19 protein-coding genes are annotated in these 20081 nt (G+C 63.3%); 12 read left to right on the top strand and 7 right to left on the bottom strand.

Going from position 1 to position 20081, the window contains the following annotated elements; translation table 11 throughout:
- Nucleotides 1–15 precede the first annotated feature (15 nt).
- On the bottom strand, nucleotides 16–1680 hold the full coding sequence (locus NKH21_RS16995) for a Na/Pi cotransporter family protein (protein ID WP_352669657.1): 1665 nt from the start codon (nucleotides 1678–1680) through the stop codon (nucleotides 16–18).
- A gap of 378 nt (nucleotides 1681–2058) precedes the next feature.
- Between NKH21_RS16995 and NKH21_RS17000 the strand changes: the two genes are divergently transcribed.
- The 5 genes from NKH21_RS17000 (at nucleotide 2059) to NKH21_RS17020 (ending at nucleotide 7931) form a co-directional block, all read left to right on the top strand.
- A complete protein-coding gene (locus NKH21_RS17000; protein WP_352669659.1) occupies nucleotides 2059–2448 on the top strand; it encodes an RcnB family protein in 390 nt (129 codons plus the stop codon).
- A gap of 158 nt (nucleotides 2449–2606) precedes the next feature.
- Complete coding sequence (gene dnaG / locus NKH21_RS17005; RefSeq protein ID WP_352669661.1) at nucleotides 2607–4553, top strand: DNA primase; 1947 nt, start codon at nucleotides 2607–2609, stop codon at nucleotides 4551–4553.
- Between the two features lie 374 nt (nucleotides 4554–4927).
- Nucleotides 4928–6949, top strand: coding sequence for an RNA polymerase sigma factor RpoD (rpoD, locus tag NKH21_RS17010; protein ID WP_352466688.1), 2022 nt, complete (start codon nucleotides 4928–4930; stop codon nucleotides 6947–6949).
- 206 nt (nucleotides 6950–7155) lie between these two features.
- Entirely contained in the window at nucleotides 7156–7449 is a 294-nt protein-coding gene (locus tag NKH21_RS17015; RefSeq protein ID WP_352669663.1) for a GYD domain-containing protein, read from the top strand.
- 101 nt (nucleotides 7450–7550) lie between these two features.
- Entirely contained in the window at nucleotides 7551–7931 is a 381-nt protein-coding gene (locus NKH21_RS17020; protein WP_352669666.1) for a thiol-disulfide oxidoreductase DCC family protein, read from the top strand.
- A gap of 58 nt (nucleotides 7932–7989) precedes the next feature.
- Here NKH21_RS17020 and NKH21_RS17025 read toward each other — a convergent pair whose 3' ends face one another.
- On the bottom strand, nucleotides 7990–8220 hold the full coding sequence (locus NKH21_RS17025; protein WP_352669686.1) for a DUF2798 domain-containing protein: 231 nt from the start codon (nucleotides 8218–8220) through the stop codon (nucleotides 7990–7992).
- Nucleotides 8221–8521: 301 nt separating this feature from the next.
- Between NKH21_RS17025 and NKH21_RS17030 the strand changes: the two genes are divergently transcribed.
- Together NKH21_RS17030 and NKH21_RS17035 are read left to right on the top strand one after the other, a co-directional pair.
- The gene (locus tag NKH21_RS17030; RefSeq protein WP_352669669.1) at nucleotides 8522–9202 is read left to right on the top strand and encodes a PadR family transcriptional regulator; all 681 of its coding nucleotides are present in this window, start codon (nucleotides 8522–8524) and stop codon (nucleotides 9200–9202) included.
- 113 nt (nucleotides 9203–9315) lie between these two features.
- The gene (locus tag NKH21_RS17035; protein WP_023678291.1) at nucleotides 9316–9606 is read left to right on the top strand and encodes an HlyU family transcriptional regulator; all 291 of its coding nucleotides are present in this window, start codon (nucleotides 9316–9318) and stop codon (nucleotides 9604–9606) included.
- 8 nt (nucleotides 9607–9614) lie between these two features.
- On the opposite strand, the gene NKH21_RS17040 is transcribed toward NKH21_RS17035, so the two are convergent.
- From NKH21_RS17040 to NKH21_RS17050, 3 genes are all read right to left on the bottom strand, one after another.
- Nucleotides 9615–12191 (bottom strand): polynucleotide kinase-phosphatase, encoded by a 2577-nt coding sequence (locus NKH21_RS17040; protein WP_352669672.1) that lies wholly within the window; start codon nucleotides 12189–12191, stop codon nucleotides 9615–9617.
- On the bottom strand, nucleotides 12188–13570 hold the full coding sequence (locus NKH21_RS17045) for a 3' terminal RNA ribose 2'-O-methyltransferase Hen1 (RefSeq protein WP_352669689.1): 1383 nt from the start codon (nucleotides 13568–13570) through the stop codon (nucleotides 12188–12190). The genes NKH21_RS17040 and NKH21_RS17045 overlap by 4 nt, the downstream gene beginning before the upstream one ends.
- 130 nt (nucleotides 13571–13700) lie before the next feature.
- A complete protein-coding gene (locus NKH21_RS17050; protein WP_352669673.1) occupies nucleotides 13701–14345 on the bottom strand; it encodes an FMN-dependent NADH-azoreductase in 645 nt (214 codons plus the stop codon).
- 110 nt (nucleotides 14346–14455) lie between these two features.
- On the opposite strand from NKH21_RS17050, the gene NKH21_RS17055 reads away from it, so the two are divergent.
- Complete coding sequence (locus NKH21_RS17055) at nucleotides 14456–15412, top strand: LysR family transcriptional regulator (RefSeq protein WP_352866305.1); 957 nt, start codon at nucleotides 14456–14458, stop codon at nucleotides 15410–15412.
- Here NKH21_RS17055 and NKH21_RS17060 read toward each other — a convergent pair.
- Nucleotides 15345–15971 (bottom strand): TetR/AcrR family transcriptional regulator, encoded by a 627-nt coding sequence (locus NKH21_RS17060; protein WP_352669674.1) that lies wholly within the window; start codon nucleotides 15969–15971, stop codon nucleotides 15345–15347. The genes NKH21_RS17055 and NKH21_RS17060 overlap by 68 nt on opposite strands.
- 66 nt (nucleotides 15972–16037) lie before the next feature.
- Between NKH21_RS17060 and NKH21_RS17065 the strand changes: the two genes are divergently transcribed.
- Nucleotides 16038–16463, top strand: a complete 426-nt coding sequence (locus NKH21_RS17065; RefSeq protein WP_352669675.1) for a VOC family protein — start codon at nucleotides 16038–16040, stop codon at nucleotides 16461–16463.
- On the opposite strand, the gene NKH21_RS17070 is transcribed toward NKH21_RS17065, so the two are convergent.
- Nucleotides 16460–17410, bottom strand: a complete 951-nt coding sequence (locus tag NKH21_RS17070; RefSeq protein WP_352669676.1) for a S1C family serine protease — start codon at nucleotides 17408–17410, stop codon at nucleotides 16460–16462. The two genes, NKH21_RS17065 and NKH21_RS17070, sit on opposite strands and share 4 nt — an antisense overlap.
- Before the next feature lie 169 nt (nucleotides 17411–17579).
- Between NKH21_RS17070 and NKH21_RS17075 the strand changes: the two genes are divergently transcribed.
- The 3 genes from NKH21_RS17075 (at nucleotide 17580) to NKH21_RS17085 (ending at nucleotide 20075) form a co-directional block, all read left to right on the top strand.
- The gene (locus tag NKH21_RS17075) at nucleotides 17580–18449 is read left to right on the top strand and encodes a S1C family serine protease (protein WP_292658775.1); all 870 of its coding nucleotides are present in this window, start codon (nucleotides 17580–17582) and stop codon (nucleotides 18447–18449) included.
- Between the two features lie 7 nt (nucleotides 18450–18456).
- Entirely contained in the window at nucleotides 18457–19092 is a 636-nt protein-coding gene (locus NKH21_RS17080) for a helix-turn-helix transcriptional regulator (RefSeq protein WP_352669677.1), read from the top strand.
- Nucleotides 19093–19208: 116 nt separating this feature from the next.
- Nucleotides 19209–20075: an SDR family oxidoreductase gene (locus tag NKH21_RS17085; protein WP_352669678.1), complete on the top strand. Its 867-nt coding sequence runs from the start codon at nucleotides 19209–19211 to the stop codon at nucleotides 20073–20075.
- The last annotated feature ends 6 nt before the right edge of the window (nucleotides 20076–20081 follow it).

The raw sequence follows: 20081 nt of genomic DNA on the forward strand, positions 1-20081 counted from the left end.
GCCTGTGGATGCAATCTATCCAGCCTTCAGCCGCGAACCGGTGAGCAGGCCGCGCTCTTCAAGCACGGGATAGGCCATCGAGGCGAGCAGCGAGTTAATCTGCTTGAGGTCGCGAATGGTGTCGAGATGGATGGAACTGGTCTCGACACTCTTGGCGGTGCCGTCGCGCAGCCGCACGAAATGGCTCTGGCTGGTTTCCTTCTCGCGGTCGCGCAGCCGGTCCTTTTCCAGCACCAACTGGCGAGCGGTCTCCGGATCGCGGGACACCAGCACGTTGAAGGCTAGCCTGGCATTGGCAAGCACCAGGGCATGGAAGGCGCAAAGCTCGCGCCAGCCTTCCGGCGTGAACTCCAGTCCGCGCTCGAATTTCTTCTTCACGTGGACCAGCATGTTGCGCACGATGATGTCGCCGACCTGCTCCAGCTTGACGCAGGCGCCGATCAACTCCTGGCAACGCAGGGCCTCGTCCTCGCTCAGCGGGTTCTTGGTGACCTTGGCGAGATAGAGCTTGATCGCCGCGTGCTTCCTGTCGACACGGTCGTCGAGTGCGGCCAGCGCGCCGATCTTGTCGGCATCGGCGCTCTCATAGAGCTCGATGATCCGTTTCAGCATGATCTCGACCGTCTCGCAGACCCGTACCACCTCGCGGGTGGCGTTGGCCAATGCCTGGCTGGGCACGTCGAGCGCACTTTCGTTGAGCGCCGAAAGCTCGACGACGTCGAGCGCATTGGCGGGCTGCGGCTTGGTGCCCAACGCCACGGTTCTTTCCGAGGCGCGATAGACCAGGCTCGCCAGCGGCAGGCCGGCGATCAGGATCAGGATGTTGAAGACGATGTGGGCATTGACGATCTGCTCCGGCACGGTGCTGCCCAAGAAGGCGACCGGCGGCTTGAACGTCAGGAACAGGATCAGCATGATCAGCGAACCCATGCCGCGCATCAGGAGATTGCCGATCGGAACGATACGAACGCCGGGTTCTGCGTTGCGGGTTAGAAGCGGCGCGATGATCGAAGAGCCGAGATTGACGCCGAGCACCAGCACGATACCGAGTTCGGGCGGGATGAAGCCGCGGCCGGCCAGCGTCACCATCAGCAGCACCGCGGCGATCGAGGAATGGAACAGCCAGGTGACCAACGCCGCCAGAAGATAGGCGGTGACCGGATCGCCGGAGAAGTAGTCGACGATGAGCGGCATCAGCGTGCTCTGGCGCAGCGGCTCCGATGCCTGGCCGATCATCTCCAGCGACAGAAGCAGCAGGCCGATGCCGACCAGGATGCGGCCGAACTGGCGCCAGTCGCGCCGCTCGGTGGCCATGAACATGACGGTGCCGGCGACCAGGCAGACCGGCACCAGCAGCGACAGATCGAAGGTAAGCAGCTTGACCACGAGCGCCGAGCCGATCTCGGCGCCGCGCACCGCAAGCTGGCCCGACATGCCGCTGACAATACCGGAGCCGGCGAATGAGCCGACCAGCAAGGTGACGGCGGTCGAGCTTTGCAGTGCGACCGCCAGGCCGCAGCCGGCCAGAACCGCCATGAACGGATTGCGCATGGTGGCGCGCAGCTTGTGGCGCAGCACATCGCCATAGGCGCGCTCGACGCCGGTCTTCACCAGACGGGTGGCAAACAGCATTAGTGCCACCGCACCGGCAAGGTGCAGCAAAACGACGGAGCCACTCATGCCAGGCCCCGCAACGCGACAGGTGCCAGCGACGCGGGCGCGGTGAAGTCAAAGGGGCAAAGGTGGGCGCGAATCGTGGACATTGCAGAGGTTGATGTTACTCCGATTTATTTTAGCCGAATAATAAATTTTGCCCGGCTTGGACGAGTGTTGCCACGCGACGGGGCGTGTCGGAAATGGATGGCTGACAAAATGGTTGCATTGCCGGCTGGGCTGCGGAGGGTCACGCAGCCCAGGCGGAGTGATCGCTTTAAAGGTAGTACTCAATTAGGCGGCCTAAATATAAGTAATCATTACGAAAACGTAATCTGTGTGTTCAGTTTCGGTTCATCCTTCCGGCTCTATTCCGTAGGCATCGACAACCAAGGAGTACCCGCCATGAAACGCATCGTTCTTTCCGCCATTGCCTTCTCGATGCTGGCTGCAACCACCTTGCAGGGCCAGGCTGCACCTCTGAACACACCAAACGCGCCGCAGTCGAACTACAGCCAGGTCGACTGGCAAAAGCCCGGCAGGCATGTCGAGGTGAACAAGCATGTCGACGTGAACAAGCGCGTCATAGTGAAGAAGAAGGTCGTGGTGAAGCGCAGCCATTGGCGCAACGGCCAGAGATATTCGAGCTGGAAACGTCACCAGCCGATCCGCGACTATCGCCACTATGGCCTGCGCCGTCCGGGTCCCGGCCAGGAATGGATACGGGTCGGCAACGACTATCTGCTGGTGAGCGTTCTCTCCGGGCTGATCTTCGGCGCCATCGCCGCGCAGTGAGCCCGGAACGGCTGACGGGCGCTGCGCCGGCTTAGATCGAGAAGGCGGCCCGCGGGCCGCCTTCTCTTTTTGGCCTGTGAAAACCGGGTATGGTCGCCATTAGGAGTCGTCGGACTTCGCCCGTGTGATTATATGGAGGCCAAACGAGCTGTCCCCCAATGCGCTTTCCGCCTGCTTTCCTTGACGAGATCCGCGACCGCGTACCGATTTCTTCAGTGATCGGCCAGCGCGTCGCGTGGGACAGGAAGAAGACCAACGCGCCGCGAGGCGATTATTGGGCGTGCTGTCCGTTCCATGGCGAGAAGAGCCCATCCTTCCATTGCGAGGACAAGAAGGGCCGCTATCACTGTTTCGGCTGCTCAGTTTCGGGCGATCATTTCAAGTTCTTGACCGAACTCGATGGGATGAGCTTTCCAGAGGCAGTCGAGAAGATCGCCGACATGGCCGGCGTGCCGATGCCGGTTCGCGATGCCCAGGAGGAGCGGCGCGAAAAGGAACGCGCCAGCCTGACCGATGTCATGGAGATGGCGACGGTGTTCTTCCAGGAGCGGCTGCAGGGACCGGAAGGGGCAAAGGCCCGCGCCTACCTGCGCGACCGGGGGCTGACACCGGCGACGCAGCAGTCCTTCCGCCTCGGCTATGCCGCGGACAGCCGCAACACGCTGAAGGAGCACCTTGCCGCCAAGGGTGTCCCCAAGACCGACATCGAGGCGTGCGGGCTGGTGCGCCATGGCGACGACGTCCCGGTTTCCTACGATTGGTTCCGCGACCGCATCATGTTCCCGATCCCGGATTCCAGGGGCAAGATCATCGCCTTCGGGGGGCGGGCGCTGGCGCCGGATGCGCTGGCCAAATACATGAACTCGCCCGATACGGAGCTCTTCCACAAGGGCAACGTGCTCTACAATTTCGCCCGCGCTCGCAAAGCGCTGGCCAAGGGCGGCACCGTCATTGCCGTCGAAGGCTACATGGATGTGATCGCGCTGGCGCAGGCCGGCTTCGAGAATGTCGTGGCGCCGCTCGGCACTGCGCTGACCGAAAACCAGCTCGAACTTCTATGGCGCATGGCCGGCGAGCCGGTGCTGTGCTTCGACGGCGACCACGCCGGGTTGAAGGCAGCGTGGCGCGCCGCCGACATGGCGCTGCCGACGGTCCAGGCTGGCCGCTCCGTGCGCTTCGCCCTGCTACCGGAGGGCAAGGATCCCGACGATCTGGTCAAGGGTGATGGACCGGATGCGTTCCGGGCCGTGCTTTCCGAGGCACGGCCGCTGGCCGACCTCTTGTGGATGCGCGAGACCGCCGGCGGCATCTTCGACACGCCGGAACGGCGGGCGGAGCTCGAAAAGACACTGCGCGAACTGACCAGCCGCATCCGCGACGAGAGCCTTCGCTATCACTACCAACAGGAAATGCGCGAGCGGGTACAGAGCTTCTTCGGGGCCCAGCGCGGACGCCAGGGACGTCAGGACGGACGGCCAGGTGAGCGCTTCCCGGGCAGGGTCTCCGCACCGGGCGGACAGTTTGCGCGCGGCGGCAATGCCGGTGGGCGCACCGCGATCACCGAAAGCCTCGGCCGCTCGGCGCTGGTCAAACGCGGTAGCGAGGGCATGTCGGTGCGCGAGGCGACGATCATTGCGGCCCTCGTCAACCATCCCGTGCTGATCGACGAGAATTTCGCCCATGTCGAGTTCCTCGATCTCGCCAACTCCGATCTGAAGCGGCTGCATGCGTCCATCCTCGACGCCATGGCGCATGATATGGCAAACGACCGCAACGCAGTGATCGCGACGATCGAGCGGGCTGGCTGCGGTGAGATATGGCAGCGCGCGGTGGCGCTGATCAAACGTGCGCGGCAATGGCCGGCCCTGGAAACGGCAGCACTCGACGATGCTCGCGATGCGTTCAGCCAAGCTCTCCACTTGCAGCGCAGCGCGCGCACCTTACATAAGGAGCTGAAGCAGGCGGAAGCAGCGCTCGCCAGCGATCCCACGGACGAAAATTACCGGCACCTGGTCGAAATCCAGGCGCAATTTCGTGATGTGCAGGCAACGGAAGCGCTGATCGAAGGGTTTGGCGTATCGTCGGGCAGAGCTGGGCGCGTTTAGATCGAAGCCTCCAGAAGACTGAAATGTAAGGACGTGCTTGCGCGTTGAATCAAGCGTGCGGTGCTCTAAGTCGGGTAATTGATTCGCTTTTTTCATGCGAATCATGCGAGAGGCGCTTGACCTTCCGACAGAATGGCGGAATCAGGTCGATTCGAAACGTTAACCCGCCCCGGCATCGACGGGAATGCAGCGATGTAAGGTACTGATCACTGGACAGGCAGTCAGCTTGCCACAGATATCAGGGTTAATCTGGACTTAACGAGAGATGCAGTTACTGGCCCGGTAAAGCGCGTTCTGGAAGGAGCGCATCCAATTTGACCGGACCGGCAGCTTACGCGGCTTTGATACTCAGCCGCTTGGAGAAAATAAAGACTATGGCGACAAAAGAAAAGGAAGAAGTCGAGACCGAACGCGAGGCCGCGACTGATGGCCCTCTGCTCGACCTTTCCGACGATGCTGTCAAGAAGATGATCAAGGCCGCCAAGAAGCGCGGCTATGTCACCATGGACGAGCTGAATTCGGTGCTGCCCTCGGAGGAAGTGACTTCCGAGCAGATCGAGGACACGATGGCCATGCTTTCCGACATGGGCATCAATGTGGTCGAGGACGACGAGCAGGGCGAGGAGCCCGAAGCCGCCGATACCGCCGCTGATGCCGAGGAAGATGCCAACGAGCTGGCCGAGCAGACCGGCACCGCCGTCGCCGCCACCACGACCAAGAAAGAGCCGACCGACCGCACCGACGATCCGGTCCGCATGTATCTGCGCGAGATGGGCTCGGTCGAGCTTCTGTCGCGCGAGGGCGAAATCGCGATCGCCAAGCGCATCGAGGCCGGCCGCGAGACGATGATCGCGGGCCTGTGCGAAAGCCCGCTGACTTTCCAGGCCATCATCATCTGGCGTGACGAGCTCAACGAATCGAAGATCCTGCTGCGCGAGATCATCGACCTCGAGGCGACCTATGCCGGGCCGGAGGCCAAGCAGGCGCCGGTTGTCGAGCGTATCGAGGAAGCCAAGACCGAGGAAAAGTCGCGCCGTTCGCGCGAGGACGAGGACGACATCACCAATGTCGGCGGCGACACCCGTGGCCTGGTGGACGACGACGAAGAAGACGATGACGAGGCGAGCCTGTCGCTGGCGGCGATGGAAGCGGAACTGCGCCCGCAGGTGATGGAGACGCTCGACGTCATTGCCGACACCTACAAGAAACTGCGCAAGCTGCAGGACCAGCAGGTCGAGAACCGGCTGGCCGCCGCCGGCACGCTGTCGCCCAGCCAGGACCGCCGGCTGAAGGAGCTGAAGGACCAGCTGATCAAGGCGGTGAAGTCGCTGTCCTTGAACACGGCGCGCATCGAGGCGCTGGTCGAGCAGCTCTACGACATCAACAAGCGCCTGGTGCAGAACGAAGGCAAGCTGCTCAGGCTGGCCGAAAGCTATGGCGTGCGCCGCGAGGAATTCCTCAGGGAATATCAGGGCTCGGAGCTCGATCCGAACTGGACCCGCTCGATCGGCAATTTGACCTCGCGCGGCTGGAAGGAATTCACCAAGAACGAGAAGGACGCCATCCGCGACCTGCGCGCCGAGATCCAGAACCTCGCCACCGAGACGGCGATTTCGATCCAGGAATTCCGCAAGATCGTCAACCAGGTACAGAAGGGCGAGCGCGAAGCCGCAATCGCCAAGAAGGAAATGGTCGAGGCCAATCTGCGCCTCGTCATCTCCATCGCCAAGAAATACACCAATCGCGGCCTGCAGTTCCTCGACCTGATCCAGGAAGGCAATATCGGCCTGATGAAGGCGGTCGACAAATTCGAATACCGCCGCGGCTACAAGTTCTCGACGTACGCGACATGGTGGATCCGGCAGGCGATCACCCGTTCGATCGCCGACCAGGCGCGCACCATCCGCATTCCGGTGCACATGATCGAAACGATCAACAAGATCGTGCGCACCTCGCGCCAGATGCTGCATGAGATCGGCCGTGAGCCGACGCCGGAAGAACTGGCGGAAAAGCTCGCCATGCCGCTGGAAAAAGTGCGCAAGGTGCTGAAGATCGCCAAGGAGCCGATCTCGCTCGAAACGCCGGTCGGCGACGAGGAGGATTCGCATCTCGGCGATTTCATCGAGGACAAGATGGCGATCCTGCCGATCGACGCAGCGATCCAGGCCAATTTGCGCGAGACGACGACGCGCGTATTGGCCTCGCTGACGCCGCGCGAAGAGCGCGTGCTCAGAATGCGCTTCGGCATCGGCATGAACACCGACCACACGCTTGAAGAGGTCGGCCAGCAGTTCTCGGTCACCCGCGAGCGCATCCGTCAGATCGAAGCCAAGGCGCTGCGCAAGCTCAAGCACCCGAGCCGCTCGCGCAAGCTGCGCAGCTTCCTGGACAGTTGAGGCCGGTGACGGATAAGCAGTTCAAAGGGCGCCGGTGGCGCCCTTTTCCGTTTTGGCATAGGCGATCACGATTGGACGCGCCGCTCTTGCGGGTCGTGCCCTACGAGAGGATAATTCCGCGACGGACGCATTCTCTGGGCGACAAACCCGGATGCCCGCCCCGGCGGTTGGACGCCGTGCTCCGCGGCACCGGAGGGAGGTGTGCCATGACAACTTACATCGTGCTGATCAACTGGACGGACCAAGGCGCCAAAAACGTGCGCGAGTCGCCGAAGCGGCTCGATGCCGCCAAGAAGCTGCTGGGAGACATGGGCGGGTCCTTCAAGGCATTTTATCTCACCATGGGGGATTGCGACATGGTGGCCGTGCTCGAAGCGCCCGACGATGCCGTCCTGGCTCGCTTCTCGCTGATGCTGGCGGCGGGCGGAAACGTCAGGACGCGGACTCTCAAGGCTTTCCCGGAGGATGCCTATCGCGAGATCATCACCTCGCTCGGGTAAGTTGCGCTCCAGGCCTGGCTGGCCATTTCGCGGGTTTCGTGTTGCGTTGCGGCGCAATGGCGTTTGCCGGATAGTCGGTGCGCGTCCCTCTGGTTCGAAACATGAGCAAGCCGCTGCTGACCGTCTGGTATAATACGCGCTGTCCGGTCTGTGATGCCGGTATCAGCCGGCAGAAGCGGCGGCTGATCGAGGCAGTCAAGGCCGGGCGGATCGAATTTCGCGACATCAATGCCGAACCGACGGCGCTGGCCCGCTACGGCATAAGGCTGGAGGATATCCGGCGCCGGCTGCATGCGACCGACGCCGGTGGCAAATTGCTGGTCGGCGCCGATGTTGCCGTTGCGGTGTGGCTGATAACGCCGGGCGAGGGCTGGTTGGCGACGCTGTTCGGCAATCCTGCCGCACTGCCTTTGACGCGCTATGCCTATGATCGTTTCGCCGATCTGCTCTACGCCTGGAATCGGCGTGAAGGCCGCTGGTAACGGTGCACGTTCACTTGGCAAAGGCCCGGAGATTGTTTCCGGGCCTTCGCATGGGCCGCTATTGAGCCGCCGGCTCGCAAAGCCAGCCAACGATGTGGCGCACCGCCGGCAGCACCAGCAGCAGCGTCGGAAATGCCACCAGCCAGGACAGGGCCCAGGCCGTCAGCCATGTGGCCGGCAGATCGGGCTGGAAGCCAAGGCTTTTCAGCGTCGAGATAAACGACACGATGAACGTCATTAGCAACGACAGCACCAGCGGGCTGACGATGGCGGCATAGTGCGCTGGCAGCTTTCTGCGCGAGGTTTTTCACAATCATCTGGGATTTTCCCTGAAGCATCCGGTCCGTCGCCTGGCATCCATTCGCCGGTCTTCGGCGTAACTGCCCGGAACGACCGGGGGTGGATGCGTTGCTTCACGTCAGACGCTTACGGAGTGGTGTTCGGCCCTCACGCGCTTCCTAGCCGCGCTTGCCGGCGAAAATCAATCCTGCCGGGCGCTATTTCCAGATACATCGTAAGATATATCTTGACTGGGTCGCTGTGGATGTCTAATTGAGATATATCTTAAGACATAACTCAAGGAGCAGACGATGCACAAAGGCAATCATTTCGGGCGTCATCGTTTCGGCGAACACGCCGAGCGCGTTTTCATGCATATGGCCGGCAAGTTCGGCGGACGCGGCGGCTTCAGACCGTTCGGGAATGGCATGAGAGGCGGCGGACGCGGCGGGCCGGGCGACATGTTCCGCGCCGGGCGCATGCTGGCCGACGGCGACCTCAAGCTGATCACGCTGTCGCTGCTGGCCGAGGCGCCGCGGCACGGCTACGACATCATCAAGGCGCTGGAGGAGCGCACCAGCGGCTTCTACAGCCCGAGCCCCGGCGTGGTCTACCCGACGCTGACCTTCCTGGAAGAGGCCGGCTATGCCGTTTCTGCGGCGGAAGGCAACAAGAAGGTGTTTTCGATCACCGAGGCAGGGCAGGCGCACCTCAACGAAAATCGCGAGATGATCGACCACGTGCTCGACCATCTCGAGCGCTTCGGCCGCAAGATGGCTAAGGCGCGCGACTGGTTCGGCTGGAACGATGACGGCGACGGTGGCCGGCGCGGCCGCGGCCGCTCGGAAAAGCGCGACGAGTTTCGCGCCGTGCGCCACCGGCTGCGCGCCGCGCTCGGCGAAATCGTCGATGCACCTGAAGCAAAGCAGACCGAGGCAATCAGCATATTGGAAGCTGCCGCAGAGGCCTTGGAAGCGTTGTCGCGCGACTGACCTCTGGCCGCCATGCCAGTTGCGGCCCTTGCCCGCTCGGCCAAGGACCGGTACTGAAAATCATCCTGCACCGCGCTATGTGGTGCAGGACGATTGCCGTTGGAGGATACCCCATGTCTTTTCTGAAGCGTCTTTTTGGCGGAGGCAACGAAGCCGCCGAGCCAAAGACAGCGGCACCGGCAAAGCAGATCGAGCACAAGGGATTTTTGATCAGCGCCACGCCCTACAAGGCGGAGGGCCAGTACCAGACCTGCGGCGTGGTTTCAAAGGAGATCGACGGCGTGATGAAGGAGCACAAATTCATCCGCGCCGACCGCTTCGCCGGGCTTGATGACGCTGTCGACATCTCGATCAAAAAGGGCATCCAGCTGGTCGATGAGCAAGGCGAGAAGATCTTCGGGTAGATCGGCTACTACAGCCTTGGGTCGATTGGCTCGCTTTCCAACGCCAGCACGCCGAAGACACACTCGTGAACCCGGCGAAGCGGCTGCCTGGCGACAAATCGCGTTAGCGCTTCGTGACCAAGCGCGAATTCTCTGAGCGCCAGGCTGCGCTTGCCGGCCAGGCCGCGTTCTCGGAGGCGGACGAGATTGTCGGGCGCATCATATTCGGGACCATAGATGATGCGCAAATATTCCGGGCCGCGGACCTTCAGCGCCGGCTGGATGAGCCCCTTCTTGCCACGGCTGACGAAGTCGCGTGGTTTGACCACCATGCCTTCGCCGCCCGAGCCAGTCAGCGCCTCCCACCAGGCGACGGCCTCGGCACACGCGCTGCCGTTGGCCAGATCAACCATACGCCATCGAGTCGGCGTGACCACGCCGCCACGGGCAGCCAGACGGTCCGCGAGCGACATGTGCCAGACATGGTCCTGGTCGAACCAGACACGGCCCTCGCTGGCCAGCAGGTGGAAAGGCGCGGCCTTAAGGTCCTCGACGCCCGAAACTGGCCATACGTAGGGCGCCCAGGCGGTGGCGTATTTGGCTGCGCGGGCGGCACGGTCTTCAAGGCGTGCGTTCAGGCCGGCTGCATCGACGCCGCGCGCCATCGCACGGGCCAGCGCCTCACGGCTGGCTTTGAATCCGGCGGCAGAAGATATCGCCACCGGCGCATATTGGCTTTCGATCAGACTGCCGGCCTTGGCTGACCAAGGCATTATCTCGGCGTCCAGCAGCAGCCAGTCGCTGTTCAATTGCTTCCACAGGTCCGCCGCGTCGACCTCAGTGCGAAGACGGGCGAGCAGGTCCTCCGTCATGGCACTGTCGTTGAAAAAGGAGCGTCCGGTGCGGGTCCAGATTGCGCCGGTTTCGTCGCCCGGGATTCCGAAGCGGCTGCGTGCCGCCTGCGCGTTCCGGCAGAGCGCGATCAGTGCCCGGGAACCCATGTGCTTCTCCTCGCACACGACCTGGGCAACGCCACGCTCGCGGAAATAAGCGAAGGCATCCTCCGGACGTTCCAGCCAGCCGTCCTGGCTGCTGGTCTCGGACGGCGACATGGTCGGCGGCAGATAGACCAGCCATTGCGGCGAGAGCGCGAAGCGGCTCATCACCTCCAGTGCCGCCGACGCGTTCTCCTCGGCCACGACAATCCGGCCCCTCAGTCCGGTCTCGATCCAACGGCGACCGGAGACGTCCTGATAATCGAGCACGCCGTCGGCGTCGGCCTGCGCCGATTTGTCCTGACCGAGCCCGCCCAGCGGACGTATCGGCTCCGACCAGGTCTGGATTGCCGGCACCTCGACCAGTTCGCGTTCCGGCCAGCGCAAGGCCGTCAGCTTGCCGCCGAATACGCATCCGGTGTCGATGCACAGGGTGTTGTTGACCCATTCAGCCGATAGCGTGGGCGTATGTCCATAGATAATGGCCGTCTTGCCACGATAGGCCGCGGCCCAGTCGGCGCGGACGGGCAGCCCGAACTCGTCGGTCTCGCCTGTGGTCTCGCCATACAGAGCGAACTCGCGCACGGCGCCGGAACCGCGTCCGATCATCTCTTCCTTGAGGCCGGCATGGGCGACAGCGAGGCCTCCGCCATCGAGCCAGACATGGCTGCGCAGGCCGTCCAGAAAGGCGGGCAGCGCCTCGCGCAAGCCTCGGTCCTGTGCACTTAGCTGGTCGATAGTCTGCTGGAGGCCGTGGGCGACCGTGACCTTGCGGCCTTCTAGCCAGCGGCTGAGTTTGCGTTCATGGTTGCCCTGGACACAGTAAGCCGTTCCAGCCGCGACCATGCTCATGGCGATGCGCAGTACGTCGGGCGAGTTGGGGCCGCGATCGACGAGGTCGCCGACAAAGACGATCTTGCGGCCCTCTGGTGGAACCACGGTGACCGTTCGGTCGCCCTGATGCTCGGACCAGGCGATGCTGTAGCCCAATCGAGCGAGCAGGATATGAAGCTCATCTGAACAGCCGTGGATGTCGCCAATGATGTCGAACGGGCCATGGTCGTCGCGCTTGTCGGTCCACAGCGGCTGTCGCGACACCTCGGCAGCGTCGATGCCGGCCTCGCTGGTAAGCTTCCAGACCTGGCGGAAGCCCTCGCGTTGCAGGCCGCCAAGACCCTTGCGGATCTCGGTTGTCATGCGCTGGACGACCCCGGCGCCAAACGGCCGGTCGGCTCGCACCGCATTGCGGGCGACGCACACCTCGACGCCTGGATCGAGGACCACGGCGACGGGCAAAGCGTGCCACTTGCGCGCCAGCTCAATCCAGGCCTTGCGGTCGGCGGCTCGCACATTGGTGGCGTCGATGACGGCTAGTCTGCGGTGTTTAAGCCGTTTGTCGGCTATTTCGCGAACCAGATCGAAGGCATCCGCAGAGACGTCCTGGTCGGTTTCGTCGTCGGAGATCAGCGCCCGGCACTGGTCTGAGGAAATAATCTCGGTCGTCAGGAAATGCTTGGCGGCGAAAGTCGACTTGCCCGATCCGGTCGAGCCGATCAGCACGACGAGGGCGAAGTCAGGAATGGTGAGGTTGGTCTTGTCGGGTTCTCTCATCGAGTGAACACCGCCATCTGTGTGGGGGCGCCGAGGGTCGGGTCCTCGGCTCCGATACCGCTGAAGGTGGCCGAATAGCCATAGATCTCGCCGATTTTGGCCGCCCAGGCTTGGAACTGAGCCCGGCTCCATTCGAAACGGTGATCGGGATGGCGAAATGCGCCAGGGACCAGTCTTGGAAACAGAGCGTTGTAGTCCGCATTCGGAGTGGTCACGATGACGGATTTGGGCGCCGTCTCACCGAAAACGATGCGTTCGACCAGGGGCAGCCTGTCCTCGTCGAGATGCTCGATGACCTCGACCAGAACGGCGACATCGGCTGCGGCCCAGCGGCTGTCCCGGTAGGTCAGCGATCCATGCAGCAGCGTGACCCGGCCCTCGGGCGGCCCGCCGAATTCGTTCAGCTTGAGACGCTTTGCAGCCCATTCCAGTTCGCGTACCGCCGGATCCAGCCCGAACAGCTTATGAACCCATCGCTCGCGCACAAGCCGATCGAGCAGCTTGCCTTCGCCGCATCCCAAGTCCGCAACCGAGGCTGCTCCCGTCGTCCGGATGGCCTGGACCACAGCTTCCATGCGCAGATCGTTGAGCCGGATCGGCGTCTCCAGCGCTTCCTCGGGCGTAACGCGCCGCTCGGCAGGTTCTGCCTCGCCGGCCGTCTCGGGAGCCAGCCGCTCCAGGGCGATGCGGGCCAAAGCCCTGCGATTGCCAAGATAGCGCCGCACGATCAGGTCTTTGGCCGGATGGTTTTCCAGCCAGCCCTCTCCCTTGGACAGCAGCTTGTCGATCTCTGCTTCGCCGACCCAGTAATGCTTGGCATCGTCCATCACCGGGATCAGCACATAGAGGTGATTCAACAAGGCGCTGAGCCGGCCCGTGCCGGTCAGCTTCAGATGGCCATATCGGGGCTCGCCTGCAGCACCCCCGATTCCTTCGATTGGCGTCAGATCGACTGTCCAGCCCAAGGATTCGAACAAACTTCGAACCAGAACCTCACCGCCGCGCATTGGCAGTGGCGTAACCACGGCTTCCAGCGGCAGTTCGCTGTCGGCTAGTTCCTGGCGCTCCTTCGATATACCGGTCGTCGCCGTCCGCAGCATTTTGTTCAGCGCCACCGACAGGAAGGATGATGCAGCGTAAGGCCGGTCGTTCACATATTGGTCGAGCAAGCCTTCCGCCAGGCCCTTCCCCCGCACCAGCCCCACCGGGTCGACGTCGAGCAGGAGTGCAGCCTCGCAACGGTCTTCGTTTGCCTCGGGATAGAACAGCCAAGCCTTGCCGAAAGACAGGTCGGTCTCGTGCAGACGATCCGGATGCTTGTGCAGCAAGAAACCGAGATCGGTGGCCGGACGGTGCGTTGTGGCAACAGACAGGAACATCCGCGACCGATAGCGCAGACAAGCGGAATAACCAATGGCGGTTGTGTGGCCCACCACAGGCTGTCGCTAACGAGAAACAAGGACAGGCGCCGGGCGCCTGCCCTTGTACAATTCAGACGCTGCTGACGCTTTACGCCGCGATGGCGACACGCTCGGCATTACCGGTCGCGGCCACAATGGCGTCGACCTTGGCCGAGGCCTTGGCCAGCGCTGCTCCCACCGCATCGGCGCCCATCCCGACTCCTTCAATGCGGATGACCTCGACATCGGTCATGCCGAGGAAGCCGAGCACGCTGCGCAGGTAGGGAATGGCGTGATCGAACTGCACGGCCGCACCTTCGGAATAGATGCCGCCCGAAGCCAGCACGACATAGACCTTTTTGCCGGTGACGAGGCCCTTAGGGCCGTTCTCGCCATAGGCAAAGCTCCTGCCGGAACGGGCAATGTGATCGACCCAGGACTTCAGCGTCGAGGAGATGTTGAAGTTGATGAAGCCGGTGGCGAGAATCACCGTATCGGCGGCGAACAGTTCATCCAGCACGACATCGGAAACGCCAACGACTTCAGCCTGGCGCGAGGTGCGCGCTTCGGCCGGCGTGTAGATGCCGGTCGCATAATCGGCATCGATGTGCGGCAACGGATTGGCGACGAGGTCGCGCACGACAAGCGTGTTCGACGGATCGGCGGCAACAAGCTTTTCAGCGAATTCAGTAGCAATACGGGTCGAGTGTGAGGCAGCGCCGCGCGGGCTCGATGTGACAAGAAGGATAGACATAATGGGGTCTCCAGGGTTGGATCAAAATCTCCCGGCAAATATGTGTGCGCAGACCCATTTGAAAAACTGGTATATTTTGTATATTATCCATCTAAATTGTGGATTGAACGATGCAACCGAACCCGACGCTTGACCAACTGCAGATCCTGGTTGCGGTGGCCGAGACCGGCAGCTTCTCGGCCGCCGGGCGCAAATTGAACCGCGCGCAATCGGTGATCAGCTACGCCATCGCCAACCTCGAAGCGCAGCTCGGGCTGAAGCTGTTCGAGCGCGAGGGCACGCGTGAACCGCAACTGACCGATGTCGGCAAGGCGACGTTGGAAGATGCGCGACGCATGGTCGGCGTGCTGCAACGCATCCGCTCGCGTGTCGACGGATACCGGCAGGGATTGGAGGCGGAAGTTACGCTGTCGGTCGATGTGACGCTACCGTCGCCGGTGCTGGTTCGGGTGCTAAAGGCATTCGAGGCGCAGTTCCCGGCAGTGGCGCTGCGTCTGCATATCGGCTCGCTTGGCCTGATCCTCGATCATGTTGTCGGCGGACAGGCCGATCTCGGCATCGGGGGGCTTCTGGGTGAGACGGACGTGAATCTGCTTCGCATCGGCTTCATCTCCCTGGTGCCAGCCGCAGCGCCTGATCACCCGCTCGCGCTGCTGCCGGGACCAGTGGCACTAGAGGATGTCCGCGAACATATCCAACTGGTCGTCTCGGATCAGTCCGAGCGTACGCGCGGGCGTGACTATGGCGTCTTCGCCTACCGCACCTGGCGGCTGACGGATGTGCGCACCAAGCACGTGCTGATGCGCGAGGGGCTGGGCTGGGGCGGGCTGCCGCGATGGCTGATTGCCGATGATCTGGCGAACGGCCGGCTTGTCGAACTCGATCTCGAGCCTTACAGCGAAGTCCGCTCGCCGCTCTATGCCATGCACCGCGCCGATCGTAGCCCGAAACCGGCGGCCGCCTGGCTGATCGACCAGTTCAAGCGCCAGCTCGGCTGCTTCAACGAGTTCGAGCCGGGTGAGATGCCTGCGGAGGAGCCGGAGACAGGCCGTCGATCAGCGCCATGAGAACGGCGCGATAGTCCTCGATCGATGCTCCAGCTTCAATGGCGAGTGCTGCGCGGTCGAAGGCGGCGGCGAGCAAAGCGGTCAGTGCTTCTACAGGCAGTCTCGTCATGGAATGCGAGCGCATCGCGGCAACAAGGCCCTCGCGCAGCGAACGATTGCCATGGCGGTTGTCAATCGCATCCATGGCGGCGCGGCCGAGCACGGCCGGGCCATCAAGCAGCAAGAGCCGCGTGCGGCCAGGGGCACGCATGGCGGCAAGATAGGCATCCGAGCCGGCAATCAGCGCATCGCGGGCAAATAGCGAAGGCGGCGACGCGCGTTCGATCTCTTCCGAGACGGCTTGCGCCTCCTGTTCGACCACAGCGGCAAACAATGCCTGCTTGTCGGCAAAGTGATGATAGAGCGCGCCGCGCGTGACGCCGGCAGCGGCGACGATCTCTGGTGTGCCGGTCTCGGCATAGGATTTGTCGGTGAACAGTTTGCGAGCCGCGGCGATGAGCTCGGCGCGCGTCGCCGCGGTGCGATCACGGTTGGAGCGACGAGCAGATCCCTGTTGCATACATTCAGCCTGTATGTTAATGCCATTTACATGCAGACTGTATGTTATTCGCCGGGAGAAGGAAAGATGAGGACGACGAGCTATTATCCGGTGCTGATGACGAGCGACGTTGCCGGCACGGCAGCCTTTTATGTTGCGCATTTCGGCTTCAAGCCGCTGTTTGAGGCCGACTGGTACGTACATCTGCGCTCAGCCGAAGACCGCCGCGTCAACCTCGGCATCGTCCGGGGCGATCATGAGACGATCCCGGAGGAAGGGCGGGGCCGCACATCTGGCCTGCTGATCAACTTCGAGGTCAGGGATCCGGATGCCGTCTATGAGCGGATCATCGCCGCCGGCCTGCCGATCCTGCGAACGCTGCGCGACGAACCCTTCGGCCAGCGTCATTTCATCACCAGGGATCCCAACGGCGTGCTGATCGACGTGATCAGGCCGATCCCGCCTAGCCCAGAATTCCTGGCGCAATATGCGCAGGGTGCTGCGGCGGGCTAACTTGCCCGCGCCAACGGCATTACCGTGACCTGAGTAATGCCGGAGCGGCGCACCACCGTGCATAGTGTCTCGCGGCCGATGCGCTCGGCGTCGAGCATGCGCACCAGATCGTCGACGCCGGTGACCGGGCGGCCGTCGATGGCGGCAATAATATCGCCTTCCCTGAGGCCGGCTTTGTCCGCCGGGCTGTTCTTCTCGACACTGCGCAGGCGCACCGCCGTGCTGCTCGATACTTGCGACAAAAGGGCTGCGCGGCGCGGCAGGTTGGTGGTATCGGCGGAAACGCCGATGAAGGCACGGCGCACGCGGCCGAAGCGGATGATTTCCGAGATGACGAAATTGGCCGTGTTGGAGGCAACCGCGAAGGCGATGCCTTGCGCACCGTGGATCATCGCGGTGTTAACGCCGATCACCTCGCCGGCCGAAGACACCAGCGGTCCGCCGGAATTGCCGGGGTTGAGCGCGGCGTCGGTCTGAATGACGTCGTCGATCAGCCGGCCGGTGGCGGCACGCATCGAGCGGCCGAGCGCTGAGACAACGCCGGTGGTGACGGTCCATTCGAAGCCGAGCGGGTTGCCGATGGCAATTGCAATCTGGCCGCGCCTCAACCGCTTGGAATCGCCAAGCGGCGCAACGTCGGCAAAGTTGCCGTCGGCGCGCACCAGCGCAATGTCGGTGTCGGGATCGCGGCCGAGCACGCGGCCTTCCCTGGAGGCGCCGTCCGGCATTGATACGCGCACGCTGCGCGCATCGCCGACGACGTGGAAGTTGGTGACGACCAGCCCGTCCGGCGCGATGACGAAGCCTGAGCCATGGCCGCCCGGGCCACCGACGCGCTCGATGCGGCAGACGGCGGGCCCGATACGGTCGACGGCGTCGGCGACCGTCGCCGAATAGGCGTCGAGAAGGCCATCGTCATATTGCAATTGCTGGGCGGGCAGGGCCATCTGAGGGCTCCGTTTTGAACAAGATGAACAATGCCTATATGTGCGGAGCGGCCAGACCGGCCGCGACCTGACCAGATGGCCAGTCAAACGCCCAACTAGCCGTCAGGCGAGTATCCGCCAACGCCCTGCCGGGCGATATCTGGGTCACGAAGAACCCAGGAGATAAATCATGAGCGATTTCAATCTGAGCACGTTTTCCGACGCCATTGCCGACATCGCGGCAGCCGCGGCCCCAGCGACGGCCAGCTTCGCGACGCATCACCGGACGTCAACTGCTTTCCACTGGCGGGACGGCTATTTCGTCACTGCCGAGGAGGCGGTCGAGGCCGGCGAGGAGATCGAGCTGACGTTTTCTTCGGGCGAAGCCGTCAAGTCCGAACTGGTCGGCCGCGACCCGTCCACCGGAACGGCCGTTTTGAAGCCGGCCGGCGCGCCGAGCGTGCCGTCGCTGGTAAAGGCGGATGCGGTGCGGCCGGGCAACCTGGCGGTCGTGGCGGGCAATAGCGACGGCACCTCGCTCGCTACCTTCGGCACGGTCGGCGAGGTCGGCCCGGCCTGGCGTTCAATGCGCGGCGGCACGATCGACCGGCGCATCAACCTTGCCGTCAATGCCGGCGGCCGTTTCGAGGGCGGCCCTGTGCTCGACGCCAAGGGCGGACTGATCGGCATGCTGCTGTTCGGGCCGCGCCGGCGGGCGCTGGTCATGCCTTACGAAACGATCGAACGGGCAGTCACGACGCTGCGCGAGAAGGGTCATGTGGCGCGCGGCTATCTTGGCGCCGGCCTGCATCCGGTCCGCAATGGTGATACACAGGGCGCCATGGTGATGAGCCTGGACGATAACGGGCCGGCGAAAGCAGCCGGTCTCAGCCTCGGCGACATCATCGTATCGTGGAACGCAGAGACGGTGCATGGCCCGCGCGAGCTGATCCGCAAGCTCGGGCCGGACAGCGCCGGTGCCTTGGTGACACTCGGCGTGGTGCGCGGCGGCGAGAACCGTGAGGTTTCCCTGACCATCGGTGAAAAGCCACTGAGCTGAGGGATAGATGGTAAGCGGTGAGGTCGCTGGCAGACGGCTGACGGTGCTGATCGCGCTCGGTGACGCCGAGCGCGCGCGAAGTCTGTCCGCCGTTCTCGCCGCGACCGATGATCTGCGGCCGGTTCTGGCGGGCGAAGCCGACGGGCGTGACGCGGCGGATGTCGCCATCGTCGATGATCATGGGGCGCAAGGCGGGCTCGTCGACGCGGCGATGCCTCGCGTGTTGCTATCGTCGCGAGCGGCCCGCGAACGGCCGGCCGATACAGTGTTTGCCGTGCTGCCCGTGCAAGCGGACGAATTGCTGATCGCCGCCGCCGCGCGGCTGGCGGCTGCGGGCTACCGGATTTCGCGTGACAGCCATGCTCTATCCGATCGGCATCACGATTTGACCTTCCACGACAGCGGCCGGTTCGAGGAGGAACCGGCCGACGAGCAGATCGTCCGGCCGATGCTTTCGCCGCGCGAAGGCGAGGTGCTGGCGCTGCTGGCCGAAGGCGCGCCCAACAAGGTCATCGCGCGGCGGCTGAACATCTCCGTGCACACGGCGAAGTTCCACGTCGCGGCGATCCTGACGAAGCTCGGTGCCGCCAACCGCACCGATGCGATTGCCATCGCCATGCGGCAGGGTCTGGTGCTGGTCTAGCTCTGATTGCCTCAAGGCCGACGCAGCGTAACCCGCATCCGGTGGGTTTGGCCTTGCGCGGCGCTTCTCGGCCGCGCAAGGATCGTCTCTTTTTGATGTTGCAGGGAGGCGCAAGGATGTCGCTCAAGGGAAAGACGCTTTTCATCTCCGGCGGGTCGCGCGGCATCGGCCTGGCGATTGCGTTGCGCGCCGCGCGCGACGGCGCCAATGTGACGATCGCGGCCAAGACCGCCGAGCCACATCCGAAGCTGCCCGGGACGATCTACACGGCGGCGCAGGAGATCGAGCAGGCCGGCGGCAAGGCGCTGCCGGTGCTGTGCGACATTCGGGATGAAGCACAGGTCGCCGAAGCCGTCGCCAAGACCGTGGAGAGGTTCGGCGGCATCGACATCTGCATCAACAACGCCAGTGCCATCCAACTCGCCGGCACGCTGGAGACTGATATGAAGCGCTACGATCTGATGCACCAGATCAATACGCGCGGCACTTTTCTCGTCTCCAAAATGTGCATTCCGCACTTGAGGTTGGCGGAAAATCCTCACATCCTGAATCTGGCGCCGCCGCTCGACATGAAGGCCAAGTGGTTCAAGAACCATGTCGCCTACACGATGGCGAAGTTCGGCATGTCGATGTGCACGCTGGGCATGAGCGCCGAGTTCGCCAGGGAAGGCATCGCGGTCAATTCGCTATGGCCGATCTCAACCATCGACACGGCGGCGGTGCGCAACCTCCTGGGCGGAGCGACGGTGGCGGCGATGAGCCGTTCGCCCGACATCATGGCCGATGCCGCACACGCTATCCTGGTCAGGCCCTCGCGCGAGGCAACCGGCAATTTCTACATCGACGAAGAAGTGCTGCGTGCGGAGGGCGTCAGCGATTTCTCGGCCTATGCGCCGGGCGCGACTGGCCCGCTCGCCGGCGACTTTTTTGTGCCGGACGAGGTGTTCGGCCGGACAGATACCAAAATCAAAGGTATCTACTGACCGAAA

It is taken from the genome of Mesorhizobium sp. M1329 (assembly GCF_040318035.1).
Classification (GTDB): Bacteria; Pseudomonadota; Alphaproteobacteria; order Rhizobiales; family Rhizobiaceae; genus Mesorhizobium.

Coding starts and splice junctions, on each gene's coding strand:
- NKH21_RS17080 (WP_352669677.1), top strand. CDS start 18,457: ATGGTAAGCGGTGAGGTCGCTGGCAGACGGCTGACGGTGCTGATCGCG.
- NKH21_RS17035 (WP_023678291.1), top strand. CDS start 9,316: ATGTCTTTTCTGAAGCGTCTTTTTGGCGGAGGCAACGAAGCCGCCGAG.
- NKH21_RS16995 (WP_352669657.1), bottom strand. CDS start 1,680: ATGAGTGGCTCCGTCGTTTTGCTGCACCTTGCCGGTGCGGTGGCACTA.
- NKH21_RS17020 (WP_352669666.1), top strand. CDS start 7,551: ATGAGCAAGCCGCTGCTGACCGTCTGGTATAATACGCGCTGTCCGGTC.
- NKH21_RS17060 (WP_352669674.1), bottom strand. CDS start 15,971: ATGCAACAGGGATCTGCTCGTCGCTCCAACCGTGATCGCACCGCGGCG.
- NKH21_RS17055 (WP_352866305.1), top strand. CDS start 14,456: ATGCAACCGAACCCGACGCTTGACCAACTGCAGATCCTGGTTGCGGTG.
- NKH21_RS17075 (WP_292658775.1), top strand. CDS start 17,580: ATGAGCGATTTCAATCTGAGCACGTTTTCCGACGCCATTGCCGACATC.
- NKH21_RS17085 (WP_352669678.1), top strand. CDS start 19,209: ATGTCGCTCAAGGGAAAGACGCTTTTCATCTCCGGCGGGTCGCGCGGC.
- NKH21_RS17030 (WP_352669669.1), top strand. CDS start 8,522: ATGCACAAAGGCAATCATTTCGGGCGTCATCGTTTCGGCGAACACGCC.
- NKH21_RS17000 (WP_352669659.1), top strand. CDS start 2,059: ATGAAACGCATCGTTCTTTCCGCCATTGCCTTCTCGATGCTGGCTGCA.
- NKH21_RS17015 (WP_352669663.1), top strand. CDS start 7,156: ATGACAACTTACATCGTGCTGATCAACTGGACGGACCAAGGCGCCAAA.
- NKH21_RS17045 (WP_352669689.1), bottom strand. CDS start 13,570: ATGTTCCTGTCTGTTGCCACAACGCACCGTCCGGCCACCGATCTCGGT.
- rpoD (WP_352466688.1), top strand. CDS start 4,928: ATGGCGACAAAAGAAAAGGAAGAAGTCGAGACCGAACGCGAGGCCGCG.
- NKH21_RS17065 (WP_352669675.1), top strand. CDS start 16,038: ATGAGGACGACGAGCTATTATCCGGTGCTGATGACGAGCGACGTTGCC.
- NKH21_RS17070 (WP_352669676.1), bottom strand. CDS start 17,410: ATGGCCCTGCCCGCCCAGCAATTGCAATATGACGATGGCCTTCTCGAC.
- NKH21_RS17040 (WP_352669672.1), bottom strand. CDS start 12,191: ATGAGAGAACCCGACAAGACCAACCTCACCATTCCTGACTTCGCCCTC.
- NKH21_RS17050 (WP_352669673.1), bottom strand. CDS start 14,345: ATGTCTATCCTTCTTGTCACATCGAGCCCGCGCGGCGCTGCCTCACAC.
- dnaG (WP_352669661.1), top strand. CDS start 2,607: ATGCGCTTTCCGCCTGCTTTCCTTGACGAGATCCGCGACCGCGTACCG.